The sequence below is a fragment of the Bacteroides sp. AM10-21B genome (genome assembly GCF_003472565.1).
GTDB lineage: Bacteria > Bacteroidota > Bacteroidia > Bacteroidales > Bacteroidaceae > Bacteroides > Bacteroides propionicigenes.
On the sequence record NZ_QRME01000001.1, the window covers coordinates 413836 to 432063 of the forward strand.

Consider the following 18228-nt stretch of genomic DNA (forward strand, 5'->3'; position numbering starts at 1 on the left):
CTTTCAGCCTTAGGCAATACACAATGGAAATAGACGAAGAATACATAGATAAAGTCAAAAGCTTTATAGAGCAGAAAGACGCGGAAAACGTCAAGGCGCTTCTTATCGACCTGCATCCGGCAGACATTGCCGAATTGTGTAATGACCTCGCGCCCGAAGAGGCACGCTTCGTTTATCGTCTCCTCGACAACGAAACAGCCGCCGACGTACTGGTAGAAATGGATGAAGACGTCCGGAAGGAGTTCTTGGAACTTCTGCCTTCGGAAACCATTGCCAAACGGTTTGTGGATTATATGGATACGGACGATGCCGTAGACCTGATGCGTGACCTCGACGAGGAGAAAAAGGAAGAAGTCCTCTCGCATATTGAGGATATAGAGCAGGCCGGAGACATCGTAGACCTGTTGAAATACGATGAAGACACCGCCGGCGGTTTGATGGGTACGGAAATGGTAACCGTCAACGAGAACTGGAGTATGCCGGAATGTCTGAAAGAAATGCGCCTGCAAGCTGAACAGCTGGACGAAATCTACTACGTATACGTCATTGACGATGACGAACGCCTGCAGGGTGTATTCCCGTTGAAGAAGATGATTACCTCGCCGTCCGTCTCCAAAGTGAAACATGTAATGAGGAAAGACCCCATTTCCGTCCATGTAGACACTCCCACGGACGAAGTGGTACAGATTATCGAGAAATACGACTTGGTAGCGGTGCCCGTTGTCGACAGTATAGGCCGTCTGGTAGGGCAAATTACCGTAGACGACGTAATGGACGAGGTTCGCGAACAATCGGAACGCGATTACCAATTGGCATCCGGTTTGTCACAGGACGTAGAAACAGACGACAACGTCATGCGCCAGACTTCCGCACGCCTGCCGTGGTTGCTTATCGGTATGCTGGGCGGTATCGGCAACTCCATGATATTAGGTAATTTTGACGCGACTTTCGCCGCACATCCTGAAATGGCTCTGTACATCCCGCTAATCGGAGGTACGGGTGGAAACGTAGGAACCCAGTCCTCCGCAATCATTGTCCAAGGCCTTGCCAACAGTTCTCTGGATGCAAAAGATACATTCAAGCAAATTGCCAAAGAATCCGTAGTGGCGGTAATCAATGCGACTATCATATCCTTATTGGTATACATATATAACTTTGTACGATTCGGCGGTACGGCCACAGTTACCTACTCCGTATCTATCAGCCTGTTTGCCGTTGTCATGTTTGCTTCCATATTCGGAACATTAGTCCCCATGACACTCGAAAAGCTGAAAGTGGACCCGGCCATTGCCACAGGTCCGTTTATATCCATTACCAACGACATTATCGGCATGATGATGTATATGGGTATCACCGTACTATTGGCCTGAAACGGCTAATTTGAAAAAAATTAAAGGAAAAAGTATGAAGTAATCATTTTATTTCATTAATTTGTAACCTAATGTAACCCGAACGGGGCATCCCGTTTCTAAAAAGTAAATACAAATGACGGACACTCATGACACTAATCTCCCCGACAAACCGGTGGAATTAGAAGAAGACAAGAAAACAGCAGAGGTTTCTGAGCCGGCAACAACAGAAACTCCCGCTGAGGCAACCTTGACTGACAAGCCGGCCGAATCAGTTCAAAAGCTCACTAAAGAAGAAATCCTGAACAAGCTTAAAGAGATTGCAGCAGACGTGGAGAATGCAGCCAAATCGGAGATAGACGGTTTGAAACAGGCTTTCTACAAACTACATAACTCAGAGCAGGAAGCCGCAAAGAAGCAATTCGTTGAGAATGGAGGAGCTATTGAAGAGTTTGTTCCACAAGCCGACGCTTTGGAAGAGGAATTCAAAAACACCATGTCCGTCATCAAGGAAAAAAGAAGCGCACTCAATGCAGAACAGGAGAAACTGAAAGAACTCAACCTGCAAATCAAGCTTTCTATCATCGAGGAACTGAAAGAATTGGTGGAATCTCCGGAAGACGCCAACAAGAACTATACGGAATTCAAGAAGTTGCAGCAGCAATGGAACGAGGTTAAAATTGTGCCGCAAGCCAAGATTAACGAATTGTGGAAGAACTACCAGCTGTACGTCGAGAAGTTCTACGACCTTTTAAAACTGAACAACGAATTTCGTGAATACGACTTCAAAAAGAATCTTGAAATAAAGAATCATCTTTGCGAAGCCGCCGAGAAACTGGCAGACGAACCGGATGTAGTTTCCGCTTTCCACCAATTGCAGAAATTGCATCAGGAATTTCGCGATACAGGACCGGTAGCAAAAGAACTGCGCGACGAAATATGGGCACGCTTCAAAGCTGCCTCTACTACCGTAAACCGTCGTCACCAACAGCATTTTGAGGCTTTGAAGGAGACAGAACAACACAATCTCGACCAAAAGACCGTAATCTGCGAAATCATCGAGTCCATTGATTATAGTGAGCTTACCAACTTTGCTTCTTGGGAAAACAAGACTCAGGAAATCATCGCTTTGCAAAACAAATGGAAAACTATCGGCTTTGCCCCGCAAAAGATGAACGTAAAGATATTTGAACGGTTCCGCAAAGCCTGTGATGAGTTTTTCCAAAAGAAAGGCGAGTTCTTCAAGTCTCTGAAAGAAGGGATGAACGAGAACCTTGAAAAGAAACGTGCCTTATGCGAAAAAGCAGAGGCTCTGAAAGACAGTACTGACTGGAAAGCAACAGCGGACGAACTGACCAAACTCCAAAAAGAGTGGAAAACAGTAGGTCCTGTTGCCAAGAAATATTCGGATGCCATATGGAAACGGTTCATCTCCGCCTGCGACTACTTCTTTGAACAAAAGAATAAAGCAACTTCTTCACAACGTTCCGTTGAGCAGGAGAATCTGGAGAAGAAAAAAGCCATTATCGAGAAACTGACCGCCATTGACGAAACAATGGATGTGGAAGAAGCCACTCAACTGGTCCGTGAACTTATGAAAGAATGGAACGGCATAGGGCACGTGCCATTCAAAGAAAAAGACAAGATTTACAAACAATATCATAGCCAGATAGACAAGTTGTTTGAACGCTTCAACATCAGCGCTTCCAATAAGAAGTTAAGTAACTTCAAATCATCTATCAGCAATATACAGGAAGGCAGCCCGCAAGCCCTCTACCGTGAACGAGACAAACTGGTACGTGCCTGCGAAAACATGAAAAACGAATTGCAGACCTACGAAAACAACCTGGGCTTCCTTACAGCGTCTTCCAAGAAAGGCAACAGCCTTTTGACCGAACTTAACCGTAAAGTTGAGAAACTGAAAAGTGATATAGAACTGGTTAAACAGAAAATTAAAGTGATTGACAATTCAATCAACGAAGCGGAATAATTTTTTGAACCTAATTATACGAGGTTATGCCAAAAGGATTGAAGGCTTTTTGACATAACCTCTTTTTTATCTAATCTTATCTCACTCTAAATTATGAAAAGAATTCTAACCTTAGGTATCGTACTACTGGCCGCAAACAGCCTGTTACCGGCACAAGAAATTACATTCTCGGAAACCAAATTCAATTGGGGAATCGTTCAGGAAAAAGACGGAAATGTGAGCCATAATTTCCGGTTCGTGAATACCGGAGACAAGCCTTTGACCATCAAAAACATCATTACCGGTTGCGGATGCACCTCATCCGAGTGGGCCGATAAAGTCTACCGCCCCGGCGAAGAAGGAACAATACGGTTGGTCTATCACCCGGAAGGCAGAACGGAAAACAGCATCAACCTTGTAGCCGAGATTTACACTAACAGAGCGGCAAAAGAAGTAGTTACTTTGGAAATGTCAGGAGAGATAAAACGTCAAGCCCCCTCCTATCCCGCCTACTACAATCCTGCCAATGGAAAACGCAGCCAAAACCAAACCGGCATTCCGCAAGATGAATATGAACAAATACTTAAACGGGTGCGTGAGGAACTATATGCCAAAGCTACTTCACAGCAAACAGACCAAATCACAGAAAGATTATTACGTTCCATGCTTCCGGAAGGCAAATGGAGCGATTTGGATTATGCTTGCTTCTTCCGTACCAATTGGGAACCGGTGGAACACTTGAAGCGTTTGGTTACAATTGCCACTTCATATACTGATGAAAACTCCCGCTATTACGGCAACAAAGTATTATACAATGCCATCAGAACCGCCCTCCAATATTGGGTGAAACAAGACCCTACCTGTTTTAACTGGTGGTTCAACCAGATTTCCGTACCGCAGACACAAGCCTCACTCCTCGCCCTGATGGATGCAGGACAAAAGAAACTCCCATCCGAAATCAGCGCGCCTATCCTACAAACAATGAGCGAACGCAGCGATCCGCGCAAATGGACCGGCGCCAACAAAATGGACATTGCCATTCATCATTTAGTAAGAGGCTGCCTGTTGAAGAACGACAGTATCGTACGTGTCAATGCCGATGAAATATTCTACCCCGTACAAATCGTTGTGAACGAAGGCATACAGGAGGACTTGTCTTATCACCAGCACGGACCGCAACTCTACATCGGCGGATACGGAACAGTGTTTGTAGACAACATAGTGCGTATGGGCAATATCCTCAACGGTACGAAATATGCCATGAACCGGGAAAAACTCAGCCTGTTTTCCAATTTTATCCGCAGCACCTACTTCAATGTATTCCGCAGCAGATATCTGGACTTCAGCGTAACAGGCAGGGGTGTCAGCCGCAAGGGAACATTGGATTACGGAGATTGTGCGGCCCTGTTCGGAAACTTGCAGACTCTCGATGCCGCACACACTGACGAATATGCAGCCATTGCCCGCCGTTTCCTCACCCGGGAAGCATCTTACCAACGTTCGGACAGGAATACAATGTATTATTGTTCAGACTATATGCTACACAACAGACTGAATTACGACTTTTCCGTACGCGCTTCCTCAACACGCACCAACAAAACCGAAAGCGGCAACGGTGAAAATCTATACGGAACCTATATGAGTGACGGCGCTACCAATATTCGTGTCAATGGTAATGAGTATGTTGACATCTTCCCCGTTTGGGAGTGGGACAGAATACCGGGAACCACCCTGCCCGCAGGCGAGAAACGCAATCCCGTTGACTGGGGAACCAAAGGAACCGGTACATTCACAGGCGGAGTATCCGACGGGAAATACGGTGTAATGACCTTCAAGATGAATGATTATGGCGTAAAAGCCCGGAAATCATGGTTTATGTTCGACAACGAAGTAGTCTGCTTAGGCAGCGGCATCGATTCAAATATTCCGGCAGACATCGTTACCACCATCAATCAATGCCATTTAGACGGGAAAGCATGGATAAGTACAGGAAGAAAAACGCTTCAGCAAGCTGTCCAAGGGGAATTTTCTTTTGAACAAACTCCGTTATGGATTTGGCATGACAGCATCGCCTACTTCTTCCCTAAAGAGAATAATGTAAAACTAAGAATGAACAAACAAAAAGGCAGCTGGGCAAAAATCAACTTCAATTATCCCGCTACGGAAATCAACATACCTGTATTTAACCTGAGTATTAATCACGGAAAATCACCCCGGAACGCATCTTACGCATATATCGTTGTGCCGGGAATCAGCCATCCGGAAAAGATGAAAGCATACTCCCACCGACATCTGAAAATTGAACGGAATGACATGGAAATACAAGCCGTTAGCAATCAGGAATCGGGAATTCTGCAAATTGTTTTCTTTAATCCCGACACTTTTGACAATGGAAAAATAAAGGTGAAAGCCTTGAAACCCTGCGTTGTACAAATAAAGAGAAGCAAAGGAAAAGTGACAGATATACAAATTGCCGACCCGCAGAACCAAGAAAAACTAAAGCCGGGGATAGATGTAATAATTTCAAATGACTAATCATCCGCATTCTTCCCCTGACTCTCCCGACAAGCCATAAGCCATACTGAAATAAACCTCTACTCTACGTCTCTAAAGTTCAACTTGAGAGATGTAAAGTAGAGGTTTATCATAGCTAAGCCAGCATCTTAATGGTGGAATAAGCGGATACCCGTAAACGCCATTGCAATACCGTACTTATCGCAAGTCTCAATAACATGATCATCGCGCACCGAGCCTCCGGCCTGCGCTATAAACTCTACGCCACTCTTGTGCGCACGTTCAATATTATCACCAAAGGGGAAGAAAGCATCAGAGCCCAGTGCAACCCCTTTTAAAGTATCCAACCAAGCACGCTTCTCTTCACGGGTCAGTATTTCCGGCTTCTCCGTAAAGAATTGTTGCCAAACGCCGTCAGCCAATACGTCATCATAATCGTCACTGATGTAAACATCAATCGTATTGTCACGGTCGGCACGGCGTATCTTCTCAATCCAAGGCAGACTCAATACTTTCGGATGTTGGCGCAAGTACCATATATCAGCTTTATTTCCTGCCAGACGGGTACAATGGATTCGGCTTTGTTGACCGGCACCAATACCAATCGCCTGACCGTCTTTCACATAACACACGGAATTAGACTGAGTATATTTCAAAGTGATAAGCGCTATCATCAAATCACGCTTGGCAGCTTCGGAGAAATTCTTATTCCGGGTAGGAATAGTAGCAAACAGCTCCTCGCCATTCAATTTTATCTCATTTCGTCCTTGCTCAAAAGTAACTCCAAACACATCTTTATGTTCAATCGGAGCCGGTTTATAAGCCGGATTAATCTTGATTACATTATAAGTCCCCTTGCGTTTGTTTCTCAATATTTCGAGCGCCTCATCGGTATATCCCGGAGCAATTACCCCGTCTGAAACCTCACGATTGATGAAACGGGCTGTAGCCTCATCGCATACATCACTCAAAGCTATGAAATCGCCATAAGAAGACATACGGTCAGCGCCACGTGCACGCACATAGGCATTGGCGAGCGGTGAAAGAGGCAGATTATCAACAAAGTAAATCTTTTTCATGGTTTCGTCCAACTCCAATCCGATAGCGGCCCCTGCCGGACTCACATGTTTGAATGAAGTAGCGGCCGGCATCCCGGTAGCTTCTTTCAATTCTTTCACCAATTGCCACCCGTTCAAGGCATCCATAAAATTGATATACCCCGGACGTCCGTTCAAGACTTCGATAGGCAACTCTCCCTCCTGCATAAAAATGCGGGCCGGCTTTTGATTAGGGTTACAGCCGTATTTCAACGATAATTCTTTTGCCATAATTAGTAATGTTTGAGTTGCTGCAAATTTACTCTTTTTTACCCAATAAAAAAACCCACTAAATTATGATTTTAGCGGGTTCTTTAGCTTTAAATATATGTCTTATGGTTGGGCTACCTGGATTCGAACCAGGAATGACAGGACCAGAATCTGTAGTGTTACCATTACACCATAGCCCAATTGAGCATCACATTTCTGTTTTGCGGTGCAAAGATACAAAGTTTTCCATAATCCAAAACATTTTCTGTTATTTTTTTCATTAAAATCTGATAAGACACCATGACACAAAGAATTATATACCTAAAAAAAAACAAAAAATGAAAGACTTTTTCCCTTTTGCGTGTTTGATATAATAAATCAACGTATATTTGTCACCTGTTTAATATTAATAATGTGTAATGAACGAAGCTAAAAATTTAATTCAACAAATAACAGAAGGTATTCAAGATAAAAAAGGAAAAAAAATCGTCATAGCAGACCTTACCCAAATAGACGATACAATATGTAATTATTTCGTCATCTGTCAAGGAAACTCTCCAAGCCAAGTAAGCGCCATTGTAGATTCTGTAAAAGACTTCACCCGTAAAGGGGCGAACAGCAAACCTTTCGCGGTAGACGGTTTACGTAACGCCGAATGGGTAGCCATGGACTATTCCGATGTACTGGTTCACGTTTTTCTGCCGGAAGCGCGTGACTTCTACAATTTGGAGCACCTGTGGGCAGATGCCAAACTAACTCAAATCCCCGATCTCGACTAATTTAGACTTATGGACAATAACAGCAATAAAAAGCCCGCTAAAACCAATATGCCCAAGTTCAACTTGAACTGGTTGTATATGATTATAGCCATGATGTTACTGGGACTGTACCTCACCAACGAAAGCGGTACAGCCAGCAAAAACATCCCCTACGATGAATTTCAGGAATACGTACGTAACGGCTACATAAGCAAAGTGACCGGTTATGACGACAACTCCGTAGAGGCATACGTCAAGCCGCAATATGTACCCAATGTATTCAAAGCAGATTCCAGCCGTGTAGGCAAGAATCCTCTGATTACGACAGAAGCTCCCTCACGTGAAAGTCTGGGTGACTTCCTGCAGAAGGAAAAAGACGAAACGCGTTTCGACGGCTCCATCAGCTACGAAAAGAAACGCAACTACTTCGGTGCAATCCTTTGGCAGATATTGCCGTTTGCATTCCTTATCGGTTTCTGGATATTCCTGTCCCGCCGCTGGAGCGGCGGTGGCGGCATGGGCGGCGGTGGCGGCATCTTCAGTGTCGGCAAGTCCAAAGCACAGCTGTTTGAGAAGAACTCTCCGGTAAAGGTAACCTTCAAGGATGTAGCCGGACTTGCAGAAGCCAAACAGGAAGTAGAGGAAATCGTAGAATTCCTGAAAGAGCCGCAAAAATATACAGACTTGGGAGGTAAGATACCTAAGGGTGCATTGCTCGTAGGTCCTCCGGGAACAGGTAAGACGTTGTTGGCAAAGGCGGTAGCCGGAGAAGCCAACGTACCGTTCTTCTCATTGGCAGGTTCCGATTTCGTGGAAATGTTTGTCGGTGTAGGCGCTTCCCGCGTCCGCGACTTGTTCCGCCAAGCCAAAGAGAAAGCGCCTTGCATTGTATTCATCGACGAGATTGATGCAGTGGGACGTGCGCGTGCCAAGGCAGCCGCTATGGGAGGTAACGATGAACGCGAGAACACACTGAACCAATTGCTGACCGAAATGGACGGTTTCGGTTCCAACAGCGGTGTCATTATCCTTGCCGCAACCAACCGCGTGGACGTTTTGGACAAAGCATTGCTGCGTGCCGGACGTTTCGACCGCCAGATACACGTTGATTTACCGGACTTGAATGAACGTAAAGAAGTATTCGGCGTACATCTGCGCCCCATTAAGATAGACAATACGGTGGACGTAGAGTTACTGGCCCGCCAAACTCCGGGTTTTTCCGGCGCCGACATCGCTAATGTCTGCAACGAAGCCGCCCTGATTGCCGCCCGCCATGGAAAGAAGTTTGTAGAAAAGCAAGACTTCCTGGATGCGGTAGACCGTATCGTAGGCGGTTTGGAAAAGAAAACCAAAATTACGACTGAAGAAGAACGCCGTTCCATCGCCATACACGAAGCCGGACACGCCAGCATCTCATGGCTGTTGGAATACGCCAACCCTCTGATTAAAGTAACAATCGTTCCACGCGGACGTGCCCTCGGCGCTGCCTGGTATCTGCCCGAAGAACGCCAGATTACCACCAAAGAGCAGATGCTGGACGAAATGTGCGCCACTTTGGGAGGACGTGCCGCAGAGGACTTATTCATCGGAAGAATCTCAACCGGCGCAATGAACGACTTAGAACGTGTAACCAAGCAGGCTTACGGCATGATTGCCTATTTGGGCATGAGTGACAAATTGCCGAATCTCTGTTACTACAATAACGAAGAATATTCTTTCAACCGTCCGTACAGCGAAAAGACTGCCGAGTTGATTGATGAAGAAGTGAAGCGTATGGTAAACGAGCAGTACGAGCGTGCCAAAAAGATACTTTCCGACAACAGAGACGGCCACAACAAGTTGGCTCAACAGTTGATAGACAAAGAGGTCATCTTTGCGGAAGATGTGGAAGAAATCTTCGGCAAACGCCCGTGGGCTTCCCGTTCCGAAGAAATCATCAGCGCCGGCAAAACCTCCAAAGAGTTGAAAGAAGCCGAAGAGCAAGAAGCCGCCAAGGCCAAAGAAGCTGAAAAAGAGGTGAAAGAAGAAGAAAGCCACAACACAGAGGCTTCCAACAATACCGATAATACGGATAATACCGAACCAAATAATTAAAACGAAAACACCTTGAAAAACAATTTCATACAACGTGCAATTACAGGTGCATTATTTGTAATCATACTGGTGGGCTGTATCCTTTACAGCCCCCTCTCATTCGGAATTCTGTTCACCATCATCAGTGCATTGAGCGTGCATGAGTTCGCCCATTTGGTAAATAAAAGCGGTGAGGTCAGCATCAACAGAACGATTACCGCTTTAGGCGGAGCTTATCTGTTCCTTGCACTCATGGGATTTTGCACATCCGCCATTGATGCGCGTGTATTCCTACCTTATTTAGGCCTATTGCTCTATTTGATGATTACGGAGTTATATCTGAAAAAGAAGAATCCCATCGGCAACTGGGCATATTCCATGTTGAGCCAGTTATACGTAGCCTTGCCTTTCGCATTACTGAATGTGCTTGCTTTCCAGAATTCACCGGAAACAAGCAGCGTAACCTACAACCCCATCCTGCCGCTTTCCATCTTTGTATTCATCTGGCTGAGCGATACAGGGGCATATTGCGTTGGCTCCCTAATAGGCAAGCATCGTCTGTTCGAACGTATTTCTCCCAAGAAATCATGGGAAGGCAGCATAGGCGGAGCGATTTTCTCCATCGCCTCTTCCTTTGTATTTGCCCGCTTCTTCCCTTTCATGTCTATGTGGCAATGGGCAGGACTGGCAGTTATCGTAGTCATTTTCGGTACTTGGGGAGACCTGACCGAATCGCTGATGAAGCGCCAACTCGGCATCAAAGATTCCGGCAACATCCTTCCGGGACATGGCGGAATGCTCGACCGTTTTGACAGTGCACTAATGGCTATCCCCGCAGCGGTAGTCTACCTGTATATATTGACAATGATTTAACAAGAAACCATTATTTTAGGCACGAATTACACGGCTTTTCACGGTTCTCTTCAAACTTTTATCCGTGTTTTCCGCGTAATTCGTGCCTATTTCCTATCTCAGCTGCATTTTCGACAAATCAACATCACGCATATCCTTCGCGTTATCATCGGTGCTCTTAAAATCGAATGTCAGTTCCACTTCGTCATTTACCTCCGAATTAAGTTTCAGCTTAATGCCCTTTGTCTCTGAGGTCACATTGAGACTGTTCAGATTATACGATACCGCACCGTAGTCACGCAGCCCCGTCACATCATCATAGTCGTTATAGCGGAGTTCCAAATGTATGTAGCCGTCCTCTCCGTACAAATCCGCATCGTCTTGCGGACGTACCAGACTGATACGATGTTTATTCTTGGAAGGCAGGTTCTGCATGAACATGATATTCATATATCCCCCGCTAATGCCGATATCCCCCTTAAATATCAGAACCGGGTCATTACCGAACTCTTCCTCGGTTTCAGGAGTCAATGTCTCCACTTCCTTAGTCAGCACATCATGCAGGCGCAGAAGCTTCACGGCATGATCGTATCCGTCAAATCCATCAGACAAAGGATTAAACACAGTAATCACACGTTTTCCGTCAACCGGTTCATACCATCCTAAATCCGTATTCACGGGCCAAAGCGTTCCCCAAACATCACAGTCCAGATAAAAAGCATTTCCCGTGACACGCACCGTAGCCCATAAAGGCGGAGTGAAATCACCGATTGAATATCCGTCGTTGTCATCACAGGATTGCAGTGCAGGCATTACAGCCAGACAAACTGCCATAAATAACCAATGTAGCTTTCTCATAATTAAAGTCCTTTCGTTTATTTCTGTATAGAAAATACAAAAGCCGGGCATTTACTGCACCGGCTTCATTCCTTTTAACAAGAAATTAAATATCATCCTATTTTTTGAAACGTTTCTTAAGCAATGCTGTCATCTTCTTGGCGGCACGTTCGGGCGCTCCCGCTTCTCCCAAACGGGATGCCATGTATTCGTAACCGTCGAGCATCTGTTGGCGATACTTCTTATCATATAAAATACGTTGAAGTTCCGCCCTCACCTGCTCCACCGTCATGGTGTCGGCAACCAGTTCTTTCACGACCTCACAATCCGCAATAAGATTAACCAAAGAAATATACTTCACTTTTAAGATATGCCGTTTCAAGAAAGCGATAATCTTTCCTATCGGCGTATGGTAGCATACCGCCTGCGGAACCCGGAACAATGCCGTTTCCAATGTTGCGGTGCCCGAAGTTACCAGTGCGGCTTCCGCATTCCGAAGCAAGGGGAAAGTACGGTTAAAGATTATTTTTACATCCGAACTGCCGACATATTCCTTGTAATATTCCGGAGAAATGCCCGGAGCTCCCGCCAGCACCAACTGATAATCGGGGAACGAAGCGGCAGCCCGAATCATATCCGGCAAATTATCCTTAATCTCCTGTTTGCGGCTACCTGCCAACAACGCAATGACAGGCTTTGAAGAAAGACCGTTGGCACGCCGGAATTCATCCGAGGTTTCAGCATAAACGGCTTGAAATGCGGTAACCTCATCCATTGTCGGATTACCGACATAATGTATGGGATAGCGGTGCTTGCCTTCAAAGAACTCCACTTCAAACGGAAGGATAGAGAACAATTCATCCACATCCCGCTTGATGTTCTTGATGCGGTATTCTTTCCACGCCCATATCTTGGGAGAGATATAGTAATACACCGGTATTTGCGTGCGGGCATGAATAAACTTGGCAACATTCAGGTTAAAGCCGGGATAGTCCACCAGAATAAGTACATCCGGTTGCCAGGCTACAATATCTTCCTTGCAGCGCTTCATATTGGCAAAGATGGTGCGCAGATGCAGCAAAACAGGAATGAAGCCCATATATGCCAATTCCTTATAATGCTTCACCAACGTTCCGCCCACAGCGGCCATTAAGTCACCGCCGAAGAAGCGAAACTCGGCTTGCGTATCTTCCGCTTTCAAAGCACTCATCAGGTGCGACGCATGCAGATCGCCGGAAGCCTCGCCGACAATCAAATAATACTTCATAAATGCCTATATTTAAACAGCTTGCTACGTTCTGAAGGCATCCGTTAGAACCAAGCCTTCAATTCGTCTATCAAGCCGTATGCAGTTACGTCTACGGTAGTCGGAGTAATCGCCACATAGCCGTTCTCAAGCGCCCAATGGTCACTCTTTTCATTTCCCTTTTCAGACTCTTCAAACTCGCCGGTCAGCCAGTAATAGTGCGCATCACCTCTGTGGGCGAAGTTCTCCCATTCATTTATCCACTGGCCTTTGGCCTGTTCGCAGATTTTCACTCCTTTCAGTTCTTTTGTATCAGGGAAGTTGACATTAAGGCAAGTCAACGGCGGCAAGCCTTTTTCCAGCACCTTGCGGGCTATCTCGCGGATATATGTTCCTGCCGGTTCAAAATCGGCATCAGGTTCGTGGTTGCATAATGAAAAGCCGATAGAAGGAACACCTTTCAGGCAACCTTCGATAACAACGCCCATTGTACCGGAATAATGTACATTGACCGAAGAATTATCGCCATGATTAATACCGCCCACTACAAGGTCGGGTTTGCGGTCGAGCACCGTATGAAAAGCCAGTTTGATGCAATCGGCCGGTGTACCGGAGCATTTATAAACCGTCAGCCCCACATCCTTACGGAGCAGCTGATAGCGGATAGGCTCTGTCACAGTCAGCGCACAAGCACTGCCCGAACGTGGCGCATCCGGAGCCATCACCACAATCTCGCCCAGCGGACGAAGAAACTTTATCAACTCGCTAATTCCTTTCGCAATGATGCCATCATCATTGGAAATCAATATTAAAGGTCTCTGATTTTCCATATTCCAATTAATTTATTGCTTGCAAAATTAGCGAATTTTCTCATAACATTTTCACCTTCTCAATATAAAATCATACATTTGAGCCCTAATCACAACCCACTGAGACAATGGATATCCTGCTTATTATCATAGGTGCTTTATGCTTGCTTGCCGGACTGGCGGGCTGCATACTTCCCGCCATACCCGGTCCGCCCGTAGCCTATGCCGGTTTATTACTGTTGCACTTCACCGACAGAGTGCAGTACTCCACCACGCAATTGCTACTATGGTTGCTGATTGTAATCATCGTGCAGGTGCTCGACTACATCGTCCCCATACTGGGTAGCAAATACAGCGGAGGCACCCGGTGGGGAACACGCGGATGCCTCATAGGAACTATCATCGGGCTGTTCTTCATGCCTTGGGGCATTATCCTCGGCCCGTTCTTAGGCGCATTCATAGGAGAACTTTTCGGTGGTAGAGAAACCGGTCAGGCATTAAAGTCCGGAGTTGGTTCTCTACTCGGATTTCTGTTCGGCACGGTACTGAAATGCGTTTTATGCGGATACTTCGTATGGGAGTTTGTAGCGGCATTGGTATAATAACTGCGCACTCACGGTATATTTAAAAAGCGAGTACTGGACGCAACAACACAATATTTCCAACGCTCTTATCGCCGTGCGACCATACGTAGCCATTGCCCATATTCACCATCAAAGCATAGTAAACCGGATTGAGCCAGCTCTCCGAAGAGGACCAATAGGGATAATCATCTATCTGCACGGCAACAGTACTGCCCAATGCGTTTAAAGCATTGTTGACTATTTCAAAATTATCAGTATCGGATGATGAACCATTGGGGGCACCTTCATCGCTCAATTCATTCCAACCCGAACAAAGGGTGGACAACTCTTTGACAGAGGGAAGATACCAACCGCTACTACCCGTGGGGGCTTTTGGGAAAATCTTGTTGTTATCTACATCGGTACAGGTATTCTCGTCGATGACGCTGACAGCGGTAACAAGAGCATCCCCGCTTTTACCCTTGTTGTACTCACGAATCACTTCTGTATTATTATATCCAAGCATCTGATTGACAGTACCGCTTGTGCCCTTAGTGGCGGTTATGTCGGTATAGCCGCTCATAGTATTATTTCCTATCTGAACACCAGAAGCTCCCCATGCTACAATATAATCATTTGAGCTTGCATCTTTCAAGGCAACAACCAAACCGTGAATGTCGCTACTATTGTAATTATTAGCATCACCGCCACCCAACTTTGCTTTCAGTTGCCCGTCGTTTTTTGCTACATCACCCACGTAGAATACGACACCGATAGGAGTCTTACTACTGATGATTTGACTGGAAATGCCACCGTCACTGTAATAATAGTCACCGGCAATAGGGGTAATAGCTGTACCGGCTTTCAGTGCACGACTGGACACAATCTTGCTGCCGTCACTGCCAACAAGGGTCACTTCGAGCAATGCACCCTCGCTCGCTCCAATACCTGTAGGAGTATATACGGTTACTTTGGCGTCATTATTACAGACACCGTCTGTAAATGTCGGCTTCGTCACCTTGACTCCCCACGGGTCTGCGGCGGCACGCGTCTGAATATCTGTATTCGTGCCTTTGTTGCTGATGATTTGAGCCATGACAGCCGTATAGTCATTCTCTTTGAAGCCGCCGGGGAGCACAAGAGGGATTTCCGTTGTAGTTTTGGTGATAATCAGTGCAGAGTTGCTTTGGGATTCCGCATCGCTACCGATGTAGAAAGCCTTGTAGAGGGGAAGCTTTATCTCTGTGGCGATAGCAGTTCCCTTCGCATCCGTATTGGTGATGGTGACGATAATGGGGTTACTACTGTCATTTACCGTTATAGAACAGGAAGTGCCGTTATTTCCGTTAGTACCGTCCTTACCGGTAGCCTTTATGCCTGTTGGCGTCCAGTTACTGCCGCCATCTGTGGAAATCTCCCATTCATTATTGGTTGCATTGATTCTGACTTGCGGGGCAATACCGTTGTCACCCTTTTCCCCCGCATCGCCTTGCTCGCCTGTCACACGTAGCAAGTTGCCGTTATTGTCCTTTATATACTCGCCGTCCAAAGTCCAGTAATAGACGCCGCCGTCTTCTTTGACACCGATATTGGGAACATTGCCGGAGGTACCTGCATCGCCTTTATCTCCCTTGTCGCCCTTAGCACCGTTCTTGATGGTTACAGCCCCGCTTTTCAGGAAGTTTATCACGTAGCCCGAACCGTCGGACAGTTCGCTGACACCCGTCACGTAGTCCTTATCCTCAAGGGCGTAGACAAGGCTTTGAATACTTGAGATTTGTATGTTGACTGTCTTCTGCCACTCTTCAAGGGCGGAAAGGCGTGCGTCGATGCGTGCTTGTTCAGCGCGTATCTCGGCGAGGTCTTGCTCGCTACAGCCGCAAAGGGTCAGGGTGGCGGCAAGCAATAAGAATAGAAGCTGTTTCATAAGGATAAGTGTATTATTGGTTGATAAGTTATTTCAGTTTCCACAACACGCTGTTCTTCAGTTGCAGGCTCCAAGCGGGAGCGATGTGGTAGCGCAGGGACAATGCGCCGCCCAAACCGAGGGAAAGGGGTACGGGGCTTTGTTGTGCGGCGGCTTGCAATGTCATAAAAGGAGAGAACGACAGGAACACCGCCAATAGTCTCGTCAGAATACGAGTAGAAATACATTTTCTTTTCGTCATGTGCCATAGTGTTAAGTTAAACATACAAAAAAGGACGCGAGCAGCTGTATTTGTTTACCCTGTTGACAGGCCTTCGCATTGCCTCACCCATGGATAAACAACAGCCACTCACGTCGTTTTGTATATAGATACTCCCCTACCCGGTACCCCGGAAGAAAAGTAGGTATATAACACAGACGTGAGCGTTGTTGTTATCATCTTCATGGGTTTCAAAGTTGCGAAGTTTGTCAACAGAAGATAATTTCAATAACGCTTTCCAATAAAAAACAGTCCCATTGCACCCAATAGGACTATTGCAAAGATAAACAGTTTTTTGTTACGAAGGACGGAATTGTCCACTTTTTATTTGACTTTATTTAAGGATAAAGTTGACCTGTTTATTATTCACCGACACCCTTTCCACCCTCTGCACACACCTGTTCATGAGAGATAGCGGGTGGAGGGGGGGGGAGGTAATGACGCACGTTGTCTCTCCAAATGACGCATCTCAGTGCCCGAAACCACGCATCTCAGTAAGGCAAACCACAGGCATTTGGGGAGGTAACGTGCGTCAATTGAGGAGATGACGTGTGGCATTACCCCCTTCCACCCGCTATTCCCCATGGATAGGGATTTGTGGAGGGTGGAAGGGGGATAAGAGAAGAGATTCTTCGTCGCAAGCTCCCCTGAATGACAGGACGGATAATGTGGATTGATAAAACAGATAATGTATTTCAATGAAACAGGCCATGTATTTCAATGAAACAGACCATGCGTTCTAATGAAACAGATAATCTGTTTTTCTACGATGATGAATCCGTTTGATATACTTGAAAAAAATGTTTGATGCGCTTGATTATTCGATTTGATGTACATCAAACGCCGTCAGGGAGCATACCCTATTGGAGTTCCTCTACCACCCAACGTTCAATATTGCGCGTGGTGTTACTGAAGTTCACCCCTATCTTGAGCACTTTGCGGCTGTCCGCGGCAAAAGGCAACGCATACTGCTTATCATTGATTTGATGCAAAGCCTCTTCGGCAGTGCCATCCAGTTTGAACTCCATGACATAGATGTACTTGTCGGTTTGCAGCACCAAGTCTATTCTGCCCTGCGAAGTGTGGTATTCCGCTTTCACATAAAAGCCCACCAGCCTAAAGACGATGAAAAGTACATTCTGGTAGTGCAGTTCCAAGTCCTTCACCAGTTCGTAAGGCGTATCGGCAAAGAAACTTTGCAGACGACGGAAGAAAGCGTCCGGCTCACCACGCTCTATTTCTTGGACAAACTTCAGTACCTCAAACGGTGCTTCAATCTTATTGAAACGAGTATAATAAGGAACAAGGAACTTAACAAATCCCTCCTCCACCTCACGATTAGGAAAACCGAGACGGTAAAGGCCAAAACGTTCATCATACCCCTTTATCGTGAGATAGCCGCTCTGGAAGATTACAGGCAACGGTTCTTCATCACCATAGATGCTGTTCAGCACATCGGCATACGTTTCGGCGTGCGCCATATGCTCCAAGTCGTAATGATAGCGTTTCAACAGCTCTATCAGGTAAGTAGGCGTTCCCGTCTCGAACCAGTAGCTGCCAAACTCTTTGCGGTCGAAAGCATTCAGCAAACTGAACGGGTTATAGATGCCGATGGAGTTTTGCGTAAAGTGGTAACCGTCGTAATACTCACGCAGTTTGTCCCGGAACTGTTCGTACGTCATACCCTGCGCTTCGGCAAACTCGTGCATTTCTTCTTCAAGATTATCGTGCAGCTCCTTGTCGCTGATTCCGCAAATATCAATGT

General features: G+C 46.1%; 13 protein-coding genes, 1 tRNA gene and 1 pseudogene. 7 read left to right on the forward strand and 8 right to left on the reverse strand.

Features of this window, described 5'->3' with window-relative positions; translation table 11 throughout:
• Positions 1–23 precede the first annotated feature (23 nt).
• The 3 genes from mgtE to DW121_RS01560 all read left to right on the forward strand — a co-directional run bounded on the left by mgtE (position 24) and on the right by DW121_RS01560 (position 5853).
• Entirely contained in the window at positions 24–1370 is a 1347-nt protein-coding gene (gene mgtE / locus DW121_RS01550; protein ID WP_249671442.1) for a magnesium transporter, read from the forward strand.
• A 115-nt stretch (positions 1371–1485) separates the two neighbouring features.
• Positions 1486–3339 carry a DUF349 domain-containing protein gene (locus DW121_RS01555; protein WP_118322889.1) on the forward strand — a complete coding sequence of 618 codons (1854 nt, stop codon included), beginning with the start codon at positions 1486–1488 and terminating at the stop codon, positions 3337–3339.
• A gap of 93 nt (positions 3340–3432) precedes the next feature.
• Positions 3433–5853: a polysaccharide lyase family 8 super-sandwich domain-containing protein gene (locus DW121_RS01560; RefSeq protein ID WP_118322890.1), complete on the forward strand. Its 2421-nt coding sequence runs from the start codon at positions 3433–3435 to the stop codon at positions 5851–5853.
• Positions 5854–5981: 128 nt separating this feature from the next.
• Here DW121_RS01560 and DW121_RS01565 read toward each other — a convergent pair.
• A pseudogene (locus tag DW121_RS01565) lies at positions 5982–7178 on the reverse strand (phosphoribosylaminoimidazolecarboxamide formyltransferase); the annotation flags it as partial.
• A gap of 87 nt (positions 7179–7265) precedes the next feature.
• A tRNA-Gln gene (locus DW121_RS01570) sits at positions 7266–7339 on the reverse strand.
• A 219-nt stretch (positions 7340–7558) separates the two neighbouring features.
• Here DW121_RS01570 and rsfS point away from each other — a divergent pair.
• Genes rsfS through DW121_RS01585 form a run of 3 tightly spaced genes read left to right on the forward strand, consistent with a single transcriptional unit; the run spans position 7559 to position 10843 of the window.
• Entirely contained in the window at positions 7559–7918 is a 360-nt protein-coding gene (rsfS, locus tag DW121_RS01575; RefSeq protein WP_118322891.1) for a ribosome silencing factor, read from the forward strand.
• Between the two features lie 9 nt (positions 7919–7927).
• The gene (ftsH, locus tag DW121_RS01580) at positions 7928–9991 is read left to right on the forward strand and encodes an ATP-dependent zinc metalloprotease FtsH (RefSeq protein ID WP_117711044.1); all 2064 of its coding nucleotides are present in this window, start codon (positions 7928–7930) and stop codon (positions 9989–9991) included.
• Positions 9992–10003: 12 nt separating this feature from the next.
• A complete protein-coding gene (locus DW121_RS01585; RefSeq protein WP_117711043.1) occupies positions 10004–10843 on the forward strand; it encodes a phosphatidate cytidylyltransferase in 840 nt (279 codons plus the stop codon).
• Between the two features lie 93 nt (positions 10844–10936).
• Here DW121_RS01585 and DW121_RS01590 read toward each other — a convergent pair whose 3' ends face one another.
• From DW121_RS01590 to surE, 3 genes are all read right to left on the reverse strand, one after another.
• On the reverse strand, positions 10937–11680 hold the full coding sequence (locus tag DW121_RS01590) for a NigD-like protein (protein WP_118322892.1): 744 nt from the start codon (positions 11678–11680) through the stop codon (positions 10937–10939).
• Between the two features lie 97 nt (positions 11681–11777).
• Positions 11778–12926, reverse strand: a complete 1149-nt coding sequence (gene lpxB, locus DW121_RS01595; RefSeq protein WP_117711041.1) for a lipid-A-disaccharide synthase — start codon at positions 12924–12926, stop codon at positions 11778–11780.
• Positions 12927–12970: 44 nt separating this feature from the next.
• Positions 12971–13735: a 5'/3'-nucleotidase SurE gene (gene surE, locus DW121_RS01600; RefSeq protein ID WP_117711040.1), complete on the reverse strand. Its 765-nt coding sequence runs from the start codon at positions 13733–13735 to the stop codon at positions 12971–12973.
• Between the two features lie 107 nt (positions 13736–13842).
• Between surE and DW121_RS01605 the strand changes: the two genes are divergently transcribed.
• Positions 13843–14316 carry a DUF456 domain-containing protein gene (locus DW121_RS01605; protein ID WP_118322893.1) on the forward strand — a complete coding sequence of 158 codons (474 nt, stop codon included), beginning with the start codon at positions 13843–13845 and terminating at the stop codon, positions 14314–14316.
• A gap of 22 nt (positions 14317–14338) precedes the next feature.
• Here DW121_RS01605 and DW121_RS01610 read toward each other — a convergent pair whose 3' ends face one another.
• From DW121_RS01610 to DW121_RS15780, 3 genes are all read right to left on the reverse strand, one after another.
• Positions 14339–16204 carry a PL29 family lyase N-terminal domain-containing protein gene (locus tag DW121_RS01610; RefSeq protein WP_118322894.1) on the reverse strand — a complete coding sequence of 622 codons (1866 nt, stop codon included), beginning with the start codon at positions 16202–16204 and terminating at the stop codon, positions 14339–14341.
• A 28-nt stretch (positions 16205–16232) separates the two neighbouring features.
• Entirely contained in the window at positions 16233–16445 is a 213-nt protein-coding gene (locus DW121_RS01615) for a hypothetical protein (RefSeq protein WP_117711037.1), read from the reverse strand.
• An 878-nt stretch (positions 16446–17323) separates the two neighbouring features.
• Positions 17324–18228 (reverse strand): PD-(D/E)XK nuclease domain-containing protein (locus DW121_RS15780; RefSeq protein ID WP_233555758.1); only part of this gene is annotated, 905 nt, incomplete at its 5' end.

Excerpts from the sequence above, each read along its gene's own strand:
- DW121_RS01590 (WP_118322892.1), bottom strand. The coding sequence starts at position 11,680 with ATGAGAAAGCTACATTGGTTATTTATGGCAGTTTGTCTGGCTGTAATG.
- DW121_RS01560 (WP_118322890.1), top strand. The coding sequence starts at position 3,433 with ATGAAAAGAATTCTAACCTTAGGTATCGTACTACTGGCCGCAAACAGC.
- mgtE (WP_249671442.1), top strand. The coding sequence starts at position 24 with ATGGAAATAGACGAAGAATACATAGATAAAGTCAAAAGCTTTATAGAG.
- DW121_RS01610 (WP_118322894.1), bottom strand. The coding sequence starts at position 16,204 with ATGAAACAGCTTCTATTCTTATTGCTTGCCGCCACCCTGACCCTTTGC.
- surE (WP_117711040.1), bottom strand. The coding sequence starts at position 13,735 with ATGGAAAATCAGAGACCTTTAATATTGATTTCCAATGATGATGGCATC.
- DW121_RS01555 (WP_118322889.1), top strand. The coding sequence starts at position 1,486 with ATGACGGACACTCATGACACTAATCTCCCCGACAAACCGGTGGAATTA.
- rsfS (WP_118322891.1), top strand. The coding sequence starts at position 7,559 with ATGAACGAAGCTAAAAATTTAATTCAACAAATAACAGAAGGTATTCAA.
- ftsH (WP_117711044.1), top strand. The coding sequence starts at position 7,928 with ATGGACAATAACAGCAATAAAAAGCCCGCTAAAACCAATATGCCCAAG.
- DW121_RS01605 (WP_118322893.1), top strand. The coding sequence starts at position 13,843 with ATGGATATCCTGCTTATTATCATAGGTGCTTTATGCTTGCTTGCCGGA.
- DW121_RS01615 (WP_117711037.1), bottom strand. The coding sequence starts at position 16,445 with ATGACGAAAAGAAAATGTATTTCTACTCGTATTCTGACGAGACTATTG.
- lpxB (WP_117711041.1), bottom strand. The coding sequence starts at position 12,926 with ATGAAGTATTATTTGATTGTCGGCGAGGCTTCCGGCGATCTGCATGCG.